Source organism: Actinomyces urogenitalis DSM 15434 (assembly GCF_000159035.1).
GTDB lineage: Bacteria > Actinomycetota > Actinomycetes > Actinomycetales > Actinomycetaceae > Actinomyces > Actinomyces urogenitalis.
Genome location: NZ_DS999576.1, coordinates 501,638 through 513,114, shown reverse-complemented (window position 1 = coordinate 513,114; position 11,477 = coordinate 501,638). Strand labels below are relative to the sequence as shown.

11 protein-coding genes and 1 riboswitch are annotated in these 11,477 nt (G+C 71.0%); of the genes, 8 read left to right on the top strand and 3 right to left on the bottom strand.

Annotated features, from left to right (window positions below):
• From HMPREF0058_RS10395 to HMPREF0058_RS10360, 8 genes are all read left to right on the top strand, one after another.
• The coding region (locus HMPREF0058_RS10395; RefSeq protein ID WP_006549753.1) for a beta-ketoacyl synthase N-terminal-like domain-containing protein at positions 1 to 3,275 on the top strand (3,275 nt) is incomplete at its 5' end.
• Between the two features lie 10 nt (positions 3,276 to 3,285).
• Complete coding sequence (dhaK, locus tag HMPREF0058_RS10390) at positions 3,286 to 4,302, top strand: dihydroxyacetone kinase subunit DhaK (RefSeq protein ID WP_006549752.1); 1,017 nt, start codon at positions 3,286 to 3,288, stop codon at positions 4,300 to 4,302.
• Positions 4,299 to 4,946, top strand: a complete 648-nt coding sequence (gene dhaL / locus HMPREF0058_RS10385) for a dihydroxyacetone kinase subunit DhaL (protein ID WP_050765701.1) — start codon at positions 4,299 to 4,301, stop codon at positions 4,944 to 4,946. Before dhaK ends, dhaL begins: the two co-directional genes overlap by 4 nt.
• Positions 4,943 to 5,350, top strand: coding sequence for a dihydroxyacetone kinase phosphoryl donor subunit DhaM (gene dhaM / locus HMPREF0058_RS10380; RefSeq protein ID WP_006549750.1), 408 nt, complete (start codon positions 4,943 to 4,945; stop codon positions 5,348 to 5,350). Before dhaL ends, dhaM begins: the two co-directional genes overlap by 4 nt.
• Positions 5,347 to 5,877, top strand: coding sequence for a holo-ACP synthase AcpS (acpS, locus tag HMPREF0058_RS10375; RefSeq protein ID WP_006549749.1), 531 nt, complete (start codon positions 5,347 to 5,349; stop codon positions 5,875 to 5,877). The genes dhaM and acpS overlap by 4 nt, the downstream gene beginning before the upstream one ends.
• Positions 5,878 to 6,003: 126 nt before the next feature.
• Positions 6,004 to 7,485, top strand: a complete 1,482-nt coding sequence (gene putP, locus HMPREF0058_RS10370) for a sodium/proline symporter PutP (RefSeq protein WP_034235388.1) — start codon at positions 6,004 to 6,006, stop codon at positions 7,483 to 7,485.
• A 13-nt stretch (positions 7,486 to 7,498) separates the two neighbouring features.
• A riboswitch (FMN riboswitch) is annotated at positions 7,499 to 7,639 on the top strand.
• A gap of 143 nt (positions 7,640 to 7,782) precedes the next feature.
• Positions 7,783 to 8,583 (top strand): ABC transporter permease, encoded by an 801-nt coding sequence (locus HMPREF0058_RS10365; RefSeq protein ID WP_006549747.1) that lies wholly within the window; start codon positions 7,783 to 7,785, stop codon positions 8,581 to 8,583.
• 55 nt (positions 8,584 to 8,638) lie between these two features.
• On the top strand, positions 8,639 to 9,673 hold the full coding sequence (locus HMPREF0058_RS10360) for an ABC transporter substrate-binding protein (protein ID WP_006549746.1): 1,035 nt from the start codon (positions 8,639 to 8,641) through the stop codon (positions 9,671 to 9,673).
• Between the two features lie 19 nt (positions 9,674 to 9,692).
• Here the strand turns inward: HMPREF0058_RS10360 and hisG are convergent, their stop codons facing one another.
• The 3 genes from hisG to HMPREF0058_RS10345 all read right to left on the bottom strand — a co-directional run.
• Positions 9,693 to 10,538, bottom strand: coding sequence for an ATP phosphoribosyltransferase (hisG, locus tag HMPREF0058_RS10355; RefSeq protein ID WP_024035650.1), 846 nt, complete (start codon positions 10,536 to 10,538; stop codon positions 9,693 to 9,695).
• Between the two features lie 53 nt (positions 10,539 to 10,591).
• Positions 10,592 to 10,855: a phosphoribosyl-ATP diphosphatase gene (locus HMPREF0058_RS10350; protein ID WP_034235527.1), complete on the bottom strand. Its 264-nt coding sequence runs from the start codon at positions 10,853 to 10,855 to the stop codon at positions 10,592 to 10,594.
• Positions 10,856 to 10,876: 21 nt separating this feature from the next.
• A partial coding sequence (locus HMPREF0058_RS10345) for a DUF3866 family protein (RefSeq protein WP_006549743.1) occupies positions 10,877 to 11,477 on the bottom strand: 601 nt, incomplete at its 5' end.

Here is an 11,477-nt window from a genome sequence, read left to right as displayed (position 1 = left end):
CCGACGACGCCGCGGCCGACGAGGCCGCCGCCACCGGCGCCCTCGTGGCAGCGGTGGACGCCGAGCTTGGCTCGGGATGGATGGCTTCGGTGATGCCGGCCTTCGATGCGCGCCGCGCGGTTCTCATTGACGACTGGTGGGCCAGCGCCCGTGAGGACCTGGCACGCCTGGGCAGTGGTGAGAGCGACCTGGACCAGGCTCGCCACGCCCTGGCGCCCGAGCGCTTTGCGGGTCTGGGGACGCCGGTGGCGCAGCAGGCCGCATGGTGGCGGGACCAGGCCAGGGCCGCCGGCCAGAACGAGCGCGCCGAGCTCCTGGCCTCGATCGCGCAGGCTGCGGCCAGCGCCCCCGAGGTCGGAAGCGCACCTGGCTACGCCCGTGAGGTCGCCGTGGTCACGGGCGTGGCACCCGGCTCGATTGCGGCCTCGGTGGTGGCCGAGCTCCTGGCAGGCGGGGCGTGCGTCATCGCGACCTCCTCACGTCTGAGCCACGAGCGCCTGGCCTTCGCCCGCGAGCTCTACCGCACCCACGCTGTGGCCGGCACCCGGCTGTGGATGGTCCCAGCGAACCTCGCCTCCTACCGGGACGTGGACGCCCTGGCCCACTGGATCGGCCACGACCAGGTCGTCACCTCCGGCGGCACCTCGACGGTGGCCAAGGAGGCACTGGTTCCCACCCTTCTCTTCCCCTTCGCCGCCCCGCGCGTGAGCGGCACGCTGGCCGACGCCGGGCCGGCGGCGGAGTCCCAGACCCGCGTGCTGCTGTGGAGCCTGGAGCGCCAGATCGCCACGCTGTCTGCCATCGGCACGCACACCCACGTTGACTCCCGCCTCCACGTCGTCCTGCCCGGCTCGCCCAACCGCGGCACCTTCGGTGGGGACGGCGCCTACGGCGAGGTCAAGTCCGCCCTGGACGCCGTGGTCAACCGCTGGCGGGCGGAGAGCGCGTGGTCGCAGCGCGTGACCCTCGCCCACCCCCGGATCGGCTGGGTGCGTGGCACCGGCCTCATGGGAGGCAACGACCCCCTCGTCGCGGCCGTGGAGGCGGCAGGCGTGCGCACCTGGTCCACGCGCGAGATCGCCCACGAGCTGGTGGGCCTGTGCGCGCCCGAGGTGCGTGAGCAGGCCCGGCGGGCGCCCGTCGAGGCGGACCTGACCGGAGGCCTGGGAGACGGCGTCGACCTCGTGGCGCTGCGTGAGCAGGCTGGCGCGCTGGCAGGCCAGACCTCGCCAGCGGCCACGGTGACCGCGACGGTGCCGGCCCTTCCCACGCCGGCGGTGCCCAGCCAGCCCACCGCACCGCAGTGGGGTGAGGTGAGAACGAGCCTGGAGGACATGGTCGTCATTGTCTCCACCGGGGAGGTGTCCACCTGGGGGTCAGGGCGCACGCGTCGCGAGGCCGAGCTCGGGATGAGGGGTGAGGACGACGTCGAGCTGACGGCTGCCGGGGTGCTGGAGCTGGCCTGGGGGATGGGTCTGCTGACCTACCAGGAGTCGCCCAAGCCCGGCTGGTACGACATGGACGGAGAGCTCGTGCCCGAGGAGGAGGTCTACGCCCGTTACCGTGACGAGGTCGTGGCCCGCTGCGGCATCCGCGAGTTCGTCGACGACGGCGTCATCGCCCCCGATGCGGAGATCGACGCCACCGTCTACCTCGACCGCGACATCACCCTCACGGTGGCGGACGAGGCCACGGCACGCTCGGTGGCCGCCGCGGACCCGGCTCACACGCGGGTGGCGCCCCAGGAGGGGACAGGGGAGTGGACGGTGACCTGCCTGGCAGGCTGCCTGGCCCGTGTCCCGCGCCGTGCCACGCTCTCGCGCACGGTGGGCGGCCAGATGCCCGAGGGCTTCGACCCCGCGCGCTGGGGGATCCCCGCGACCATGGTCGAGGCCATGGACCCCATCGCCGCGTGGAACCTGGTCACGGCCGTGGACGCCTTCCTGTCCGCTGGTTTCAGCCCGGCCGAGCTGCTGCAGGCCGTCCACCCCAGCGACGTCGCCTCGACGCAGGGCACGGGCTTTGGCGGCATGGAGTCCATGCGCAAGATGTTCGTCGGGCGGCTGCTGGACGAGGACCGCCCCTCTGACATCCTCCAGGAGGCCCTGCCCAACGTCGTGGCGGCCCACGTCATGCAGTCCTACGTCGGCGGCTACGGCTCCATGGTCCAGCCGGTCTCGGCCTGCGCGACCGCCGCGGTGTCCATCGAGGAGGCCTGGGACAAGATCGCGCTGGGCAAGGCCGAGGTCGTCGTGGCCGGTGCCATCGATGACATCTCGGTGGAGTCCGTAGTGGGCTTCGGCAACATGAACGCCACTGCCGAGGCAGCGGCCATGTACGCCCAGGGCATCGCCGCCCGTCACTTCTCCCGGGCCAATGACCGGCGTCGTGGAGGCTTCGTCGAGGCCGAGGGCGGCGGCACAGTCATCCTGGCCCGGGCCACCGTGGCGGCCCGGCTAGGCCTTCCGGTGGCGGGGGTGCTCGGCTTCGTCTCCTCCTACGCCGACGGCGCCCACACCTCCATCCCGGCCCCCGGCCTGGGTGCCCTGGGAGCCGGACGAGGCGGACAGAACTCGCGCCTGGCCCGGGCGCTGGCCGACCTTGGGGTCCAGGCCGACGACATCGCCGTGGTCTCCAAGCACGACACCTCTACCAAGGCCAATGACCCCAACGAGTCCGAGCTGCACACACGGCTGGCTCGGGCGCTGGAACGCACCCCTGGCAACCCGCTGGTGGCCGTGTCCCAGAAGTCGGTCACCGGTCACGCCAAGGGCGGGGCGGCCCTGTTCCAGGTGGCGGGACTTGCCGAGATCCTGGCCACCGGCATCGCCCCGGGCAACGCCAGCCTCGACGTGGTGGACCCGGTCATGGAGCCCGACGCCTTCTGGGTGTGGCCGCGCAGGCCGATCCGGATTTCAGGCCGCGGTGGCGTGGTTCGCGCCGGACTGGTGACCTCGCTGGGCTTCGGTCACGTGTCCGGGCTCATCGCCCTGGTCCATCCTGGAGCCTTTGAGGCAGCCTTGCGCAGCCGTGAGGGTGAGGCTGGGGTGCAGGCGTGGCTAGAGCGCGCCAACGCCCGCCTGGCGGCCGGTGCCAGGAGGCGCATGGCCGGCATGATCGGCCGCGCGCCCCTGTTCGAGGAGCTCCGTGCACGCCGTCTGGGTCAGGCTGAGGCCGGCCGCGACCCGCATGAGGTCGAGGCCGCCATGCTGCTGGACCCGCAGGCGCGCCTGGGCGCCGACGGCGTCTACCACGTGGGGCGCAACCGGCTCTAGGCTGAGCACCATGAAGAAGCTCATCAATGATGCTGAGAGCGTCGTCGCCGACGCCTTGGCGGGACTGGCAGCCGCGCACCCGGACCTGGTGACGGTGGACCTGGACCATCGTGTGGTCTACCGAGCCAGCCCCAAGAAGGAGGGCCGCGTGGCCGTCATCTCGGGCGGAGGCAGCGGGCACGAGCCGTTGCACTGCGGCTTCGTCGGGCCGGGCATGCTTGACGCCGCCTGCGCCGGGGAGGTCTTCACCTCGCCCGTGCCCGACCAGGTCGTGGCGGCCACCAAGGCGGCTGACCGCGGGGCGGGCGTGCTCCACGTGGTCAAGAACTACACCGGCGACGTGATGAACTTCGAGATGGCTGCTGAGCTGGTGGCGATGGAGGACGGCCCCGAGGTAGCCACTGTCGTCGTGGCCGACGACGTCGCGGTCGAGGACTCCCTGTACACCACCGGGCGGCGGGGCGTGGGGACCACGCTCGTGGTGGAGAAGGTCGCCGGCGCCGCCGCCGAGGCTGGTGCCAGCCTCGGCCAGGTCCAGGCCGTGGCCCAACGGGTGGCCGACCACGGCCGCTCGATGGGGGTGGCGCTTTCCTCCTGCACCGTGCCGGCCAACGGCAGGCCCTCCTTCGACCTGCCCGAGGACGAGATCGAGATCGGCATCGGTATCCACGGCGAGCCTGGCCGCCGCCGCGCGCCGATGATGACGGCCAAGCAGGTGGCGGCCGAGCTGGTCGCTCCGGTCCTGGCCGAGCTGCCGGACTCTCCTGACGGACACGGCGTCATCGCCGTGCTGGACGGGATGGGGGCCACCCCGCTGCTAGAGCTCTACCTCATGTACGGCGAGGTCAAGGCGCTGCTGGACCAGGCTGGCGTGGTGGTTGAACGCAGCCTGGTGGGCTCCTACGTCACGAGCCTGGACATGGCGGGCTGCGCGCTGACGCTGGTACGAGCCGATGAGGAGGTCCTGCGCCTGTGGGACGCACCGGTGAGGACGGCGGCGCTGACGTGGACGGAGGCGGGCAAATGAGCACGGTTCTTGACGCACAGGGGGTACGCCAGTGGATCAGCCTGGCTGCTGAGTTGGTCACCGCCCATGAGCGGGAGCTGACCGAGCTTGACGCCGCCATCGGCGACGCCGACCACGGTGCCAATATGCGCCGCGGCTTCCAGGCGGCGGCCCAGGCCGTGCAGGACCCGGCCCTGGCGACGCCGGGAGCGGTGCTGAAGAAGGTGGCGATGACTCTCATCTCGACCATCGGTGGTGCCTCCGGGCCGCTGTACGGCACCTTCTTCCTGCGCATGGCTGGCGAGTGCGGCGACAGCCCTGAGATCGACCTGCCGGTGCTGCTGCGGGCGATGGAGGCTGGCGTGGCCGGTGTCCAGGCGCGCGGGCGCTCCCAGGCGGGGGAGAAGACCATGCTGGACGCCTGGCTGCCGGCGCTGGAGGCCATGCGGGGCCAGTCTGACCTGGCGGCAGGCACCGCGGCAGCGGCGCGGGCGGCGCAGGAGGGACGTGGGGCCACGGCGGCGATGCGGGCGACGAAGGGGCGGGCCTCCTACCTCGGTCAGCGCTCGGTCGGTCATATCGACCCGGGCGCGGCCTCGACCGCCCTGGTCCTCCAGGCGCTGGCACAGGCTGAGACAGCGACCTCGCAGGAGGAGCAGGCATGAGCGGGATCGTTGTTGTCTCCCACTCGCGCCAGCTGGCCGAGGCGGCCGTGGCCCTGGTGGCCGGGCTCATGCCGAGCCTGGACGTGAACGTCCAGGTGGCCGCGGGAACGCCGGACGGGGGCCTGGGCACGGATCCCACCGCCGTCATGGCGGGGATCGAGGCCGCCGACGACTCCGAGGGCGTCCTCCTCCTGGCGGACGTGGGCAGCGGGATCATGAGCGCTCAGATGGCTGTTGAGCTCATCGACTCCGAGCTGACCGAGCGCACGGTGGTCAGCCCGGCTCCCCTGGTCGAGGGGCTGCTGGCCGCCTACGCGGCCGCTGGCACCGGGTGCCCCTTCGACCAGGTCTGTGAGCGTGCGGCCAACGCGGCGGCAGACAAACGCTGCCAGGTCGAGGGATGAGGGCGGACGGACCTGACACGGCGGGGCTGCCGAGCCTGCCTGTCCCTCCTGGCGGCCAGGTCCTGGGGGTGGGGATGGACCTCGTTGACGTCCCTGCGCTGGCTGCCCAGCTCGCCCAGCCGGGCACGGTGCTGGCTGAGCGAGCCTTCACCCCGCGTGAGTGCCGCGAGGCACGTCGCCGCAGCCAGGAGTCTGGGTCTCAGGAGGCCGAGCACCTGGCGGCGCGGTGGGCGGCCAAGGAGGCCTTCGTCAAGGCCTGGTCACAGGCCGTCAACACGCTCGCCGGGACCGGCGTCGTGCCGGCCCTGTCCCCCCAGGAGCTGGACTGGCGTGAGATCGAGGTCGTCAGCGACCACTGGCACCGTCCGGGCCTGCGGCTGGCGGGCCGGGTCGCTCAGGCGGTCAGCGCGACGCTGGGACCCGGGGGAACGGCATCGGCACGCTGGCTCGTCTCCCTCACGCACGACGGCGGCTGGGCTGCGGCCGTGGTACTGGCCCTGGCGAGCGGGTCGGAGAAGGAGACCTGAGTCTGTTTCCAGGAAAAGTCACCGCGGTCACAGTTCGGTGACGTCCTCGCCGTGCACCCTTGCCTGGGACTATCGTCCTGTAGCATCCTGCACACCCTGTTCCTGACGGCAGACAAGGACGTCACTATGACTGAGGCTACCTATCAGGCCATCGCCATGATCATCTACTTCGTGGGCATGGTGGCCATCGGTGGCTGGGCCTACGGGCGCAATCACGACCTGGACGACTACATGCTCGCCGGCCGCGGCCTGGGACCCTGGGTCGCGGCATTGAGCGCCGGGGCCTCAGACATGTCGGGATGGCTCCTCATGGGACTGCCAGGCGCGCTGTACGCCTCCGGCCTGGTGGAGTCCTGGATCGCCATCGGACTGACAGTGGGGGCCTGGCTGAACTGGAGATACGTGGCCCCGCGTCTGCGCACCTACACCGAGGTGGCCAGGAACTCCATCACCATCCCGAGCTTCCTCGACAACCGCCTGCACGACGACCGCCACCTGCTGCGCTGGGCCAGCGGAATCATCATCCTGGTCTACTTCACCTTCTACGTCTCCTCCGGCATGGTGGCCGGCGGGGTGTTCTTTGAGAACTCCTTCGGCATGGACTACCGCCTGGGCATGGTGCTCGTCGCCGCGATCACGGTGGTCTACACCCTGGTCGGTGGCTTCCTGGCCGTGTCCTACACCGACTTCGTCCAGGGCGTCATGATGGTGGCGGCGCTGGTCATGGTGCCTGTGGTGGGGGTGGTGAGCCTGGGTGGACCGGCCCAGGTGATCCAGGCTGTCCACGAGGTTGATCCCAGCTACTGGGCCATGATCGGTTCCTCGGTCACGCTCGTCGGCGTCGTCTCCTCCCTGGCCTGGGGCCTGGGCTACTTCGGCCAGCCGCACATCATCGTGCGCTTCATGGCGATTCGGAACGTGTCAGAGGCGAGGGCCGGGCGGCGGATCGGCATCGGCTGGATGCTCTTCGCGGTCGCAGGCGCCTGCGCTACCGCCGTGGTCGGAGTCGCCCACTACCGTCGCGACCCCGGCGCGCTGGCAGATCCCGAGGCCGTCTTCCTGGCGCTGGGCCAGCTCCTGTTCCACCCGCTGATCGCCGGCTTCCTGCTCTCAGCGATCCTGGCAGCCATCATGTCCACGGTTGCCTCCCAGCTGCTCGTAACCTCCTCCGCACTCATCGAGGACCTCTACGGCGTGGTGACGCGCAAGCCGGTCTCCAGCGGCAAGCTCGTGCTCTACTCGCGCATGAGCGTGGCGGCTATCGCCACCGTGGCCGCGCTGCTCGCCTGGGAACGCAATGACACCATCCTCGCCCTCGTGGCCTTTGCCTGGGCCGGCTTCGGGGCCTCCTTCGGCCCCACGGTCCTGCTGTCGCTGTACTGGAAGCGTCTGACGACGGTGGGTGCCTTTGCCGGCATGGTCACCGGGGCCGTCGTCGTCATGGTGTGGGGCAACCTGTCCGGAGGCGTCTTCGAGCTTTACGAGATCCTGCCCGGGTTCGTGGCCAACCTTGCCGTGGCGATCGGGGTCTCGCTGACCCGGCAGCCGGCCCCTGAGGTGGCTGAGGAGTTCGACCGGGCAGTTGCCCTGGCCAGCCATCGCGGCTAGTGTCTGCCACAGTTACGTGCTCCGGGGTCGGTGAAAGTCCGAGCCGGCGGTGACAGTCCGCGACCTGCACGTTCGTCCCGCCGGGGCGCGCGTGCAGCTGAGCTGGTGGAATTCCAGCACCGACGGTGAAAGTCCGGATGGGAGGAAGCACGAGGCGCATGGTGCCTGGCGCTGGCACACCCTCGTTGAGGGCGTATGGCGCTGCTCACCGTGCGTCGGGCGCGCCTGCGCGGCGCTGGCCCATCACCCCCGGAGCGGCCCGGGGAGGCTCCTCGGGCGGGGCCACCGGGAGCATTGATGTCACCTTCAGCCGCAGGCCGAGTCAGCGCACGCCTGCGCGCGCCGTTGCCGGCTCTGACCCTGGGCCTGGTGCTCGTAGGCCTGTGGTGGGCCGTCAGCGCGAGCCAGGCGGTGCCTGCGGTCTTCCTGCCTTCGCCCTCCGGCGTGGCCAGACGTCTGTGGCTGGCGCTGACCCAAGGAGGCCTGGCCGGCTATGCCTGGGTGACCATGCGCGAGGCCCTGCTGGGGTGCCTGACGGCCACCTGCCTGTCCCTGCCCCTGGCCTGGGGCCTGTTCCACTGGCCCCGCTTCTCCCGGACGGTGCTGCCCTACGTCGCCGCCTCCCAGGCCGTCCCGGCCATCGCCATCGCCCCGCTGCTGGTGCTGTGGATCGGCTACGGAACGGTGCCAGTGGTGCTCCTGTGCACGCTCATGGTGTTCTTTCCCATCACGGTCACTGTCCTGCTGGGCCTGCGGGGCCTGGACACCGACGTCCTGGACGCGGCCAGGCTCGACGGCGCCCACGGGATGAGCATGATCATGCGCATGGAGCTGCCGATGGCGCTGCCGGCCATCTTGTCCGGGCTGCGCACCGGCTTCACCTTGTCCGTCACTGGTGCGGTGGTCGGTGAGATGACCATGGGCGGCCAGGGCCTGGGCATGGTGCTCGCCCACCAGCGCGACGCCGTGGACACCGCTGGCCTGTTCTCCACGATCGTCCTGCTGTGCGCCATGGCCATGGCGATCCACTGGTGCCTGCACGAGGCCGAGCGCCGCAGCCGGGTCGTGGACGCCATGCGCGGACGACGCGCGACCTGACTGCCCTCCCACTTCATCGATCCACCGACCCACCCTCTGACCGAAGGAACCTGTCATGACTGCTATGAGCCGCCGTCGTCTTATCCACCTGGCCACTGCCGCCACCGCCACGAGCGTGCTGGCCGCCTGTTCCTCGGGCACCGCGGCCCGCTCCCAGTCCTCAAGCAGCGCCGGTGCATCCGCGCCCGCCGGGTCCGCAGGGCTGACGATCGGGATGAGCTACACACCCAACGTCCAGTTCGCGCCCTTCTACATGGCCCAGGCCGGTGAGCAGTATGCCGCGGGCGTCACGCTTCGCCACCACGGTGCCCAGGAGGGCTTGTTCGACGCGCTGGCCGCAGGCACCGAGCAGCTCGTCGTGGCCGGGGCCGATGAGGCCGTCGTGGCCGCCTCGGGAGGATCAGACCTCGTGGTGGTCGGCGGCTACTACCAGGCCTACCCCGGCTGCGTCATCGTGCCTGAGGACTCCGAGATCCGCAGCCTGGCAGACCTGGCCGGGCGCACCATCGGCCTGCCCGGGCGCTTCGGGGAGAACTGGTTCGCTTTCCAGGTAGCGATGGAGAGCGCAGGACTGAGCGAGTCCGACCTGCAGGTCCAGGAGATCGGCTACACCCAGCAGGCGGCTCTGGTGGGCGGCAAGGTCGATGCCATCGTGGGCTTCTCCAACAACGACGCGGTCCAGATCACGCTAGCAGGCACGCCGGTGCGGACCCTGGCTGTGGCCGAGCAGGTGCCGCTGGTGGGCGCGAGCCTGGTGACCACCAACGCCGTGCTGGAGCAACGTCGCGAGGAGCTGGCGGCTGTGGTGGCGGCCAGCGCCGCCGGGATGGAGGCTTTCGCCGCGGACCCTGACGCCGCCGTCGAGGCCACCAAGGCCTACGTCACTGACCTCGTGGACGCCACCCAGGCCGCCAACGCCCGGGCGGTGGCGGTGGCGACCGCTGAGCTCATCGAGCCCGCGGGGTCCACGGCCGCCGTCGGCTCCCTCTCCACCGAGGAGGTTGAGGCCATGATCGCCTTCCTGGATGACCACGGCCTGCTCACCGGCGCCGCACCGACGGTCGAGGCGGTGTGCGACCCGCTGGTCTAGGAGGCAGCGGGTCGGTGCGCTACAGGCGGCAGGCCAGCAGCGAGGAGACGAGGATGGCGCGCGCGCCGACCTCGTAGAGCTCGTCCATGACGCGGTTCATATCCGCGCGCGGCACCATCGAGCGCACGGCGACCCAGTCAGGGTTCTGCAGCGGGGAGACCGTGGGGGACTCCAGACCGGGCGTGATGGCCGTGGCCAGGTGGAGGTCGTTCATGCGCACGTCGTAGTCGATGAGCACGTAGGACCGTGCCCGCATCACGCCCTCCAGACGGCGCACGAGCGTGGCCAGGCCTGGCTCGTCGCGATAGGCCTCGGTGGTGATGAGCACGGCCTCGCTGGCCAGGATCGGCTCGCCGAAGACCTCCAGGCCGGCCGCACGCAGCGTGGTGCCGGTCTCGACGACGTCGGCGATGAGGTCAGCGACCCCGAGCTGGACGGAGGACTCCACCGCGCCGTCAAGGTGGACGGTGGTGGCCTCCACGCCCTGGGCACGCAGGTACTCGCGCACGAGGACGTCATAGGAGGTCGCCACGCGCTTGCCGGCCACGTCCGCCAGCGAGCTCATGGTGCCGGCGGGCGCGGCGAAGCGGAAGGTCGAGCGGGCGAAGCCCAGCGCGAGGTGCTCCACGGCTTGCACACCCGAGTCCAGCAGGAGGTCGCGTCCGGTGATGCCGGCATGGACCGTGCCCTGGCCGACGTAGACGGCGATGTCACGCGGGCGCAGGAAGAACAGCTCCACCTCGTTGGCCTCGTCAATGAGGACGAGCTCACGGCCGGTGCGGCGGGTGCGGTAACCCGCCTCCTTGAGCATGGTGGTGGCGGGCTCGGACAGGGAGCCCTTGTTGGGCACGGCGATACGCAGCACGGTGGTCTTCTCCGGGTCGGGGCGGTGGGGAGGGGGAAGGGTGAGCGCTCGGCTCACAGGTACTTGTAGACGTCGGCCAGGGTGTAGCCCTTGGCGATCATCATGACCTGGGCGTGGTAGAGCAGCTGGCTCAGCTCCTCGCAGGCGGCCTCGTCAGACTCGTGCTCGCAGGCCATCCAGGACTCGGCGGCCTCCTCAACGAGCTTTTTGCCGATGAAGTGCACGCCCTTGTCCAGCTCGGCCACAGTGCCCGAGCCCTCGGGACGGGTGGCGGCCTTCTCAGACAGCTCGGCGAACAGCGACTCGAAGGTCTTCACATCGTGGGTCATGGCCTCAGGTTAGTGCACCTGGCTGACCAGGTCCGCCGCGTACCGCCCTGCGGCCGCCGCCGTGACGAAGGCCGCGGTGTCCTCCTCCAGGCCACGTCCCATGGTGGCGAGCCGCACGCCGGTGGCCTGCTGCGCCTGGTGCAGAGCCTGAAGGAGCCCGGCGGTGTCCACCGGGACCAGACGGTGCTGGCGGCCGACCGGTCGCGGGGCGCACAGGGCCTCGGCCTGGTGCCAGACCTGGGCTCCGAGCTCACCACCGAGCCGGGGCACGACGACGTCGGCACCCGCCAGCGCCACCTTGCCGTAGGCGGTGAGGCTGTGGTGGGAGATCCCGCGGTGGCGGTGGCGGGCGTCGGCCTGGGAGACCCGCAGGCAGGCCAGGGCGCGCCCTCCCAGGACGGCGACGGCGTTGACGGCCTCCCCGCATGCCACTCCGGAGAACCCCCAGGGCGTGTCCGTGCCCAGGTTGCCCGGTCCCTGGATGACGACGGCGACCTGGGCGCCGAGCACGTGACGGGCAGCGAGCAGGGCGTTGTGGAGGCTGACGGCCTCCAGGTCACCGCCCCAGGCCTGGCCGCAGGTGATCGTCCCGGCCAGCCACCCGGCCTCG

Excerpts from the sequence above, each read along its gene's own strand:
- acpS (WP_006549749.1), top strand. The coding sequence starts at position 5,347 with ATGAGGGCGGACGGACCTGACACGGCGGGGCTGCCGAGCCTGCCTGTC.
- HMPREF0058_RS10365 (WP_006549747.1), top strand. The coding sequence starts at position 7,783 with ATGTCACCTTCAGCCGCAGGCCGAGTCAGCGCACGCCTGCGCGCGCCG.
- HMPREF0058_RS10360 (WP_006549746.1), top strand. The coding sequence starts at position 8,639 with ATGACTGCTATGAGCCGCCGTCGTCTTATCCACCTGGCCACTGCCGCC.
- putP (WP_034235388.1), top strand. The coding sequence starts at position 6,004 with ATGACTGAGGCTACCTATCAGGCCATCGCCATGATCATCTACTTCGTG.
- dhaK (WP_006549752.1), top strand. The coding sequence starts at position 3,286 with ATGAAGAAGCTCATCAATGATGCTGAGAGCGTCGTCGCCGACGCCTTG.
- dhaM (WP_006549750.1), top strand. The coding sequence starts at position 4,943 with ATGAGCGGGATCGTTGTTGTCTCCCACTCGCGCCAGCTGGCCGAGGCG.
- dhaL (WP_050765701.1), top strand. The coding sequence starts at position 4,299 with ATGAGCACGGTTCTTGACGCACAGGGGGTACGCCAGTGGATCAGCCTG.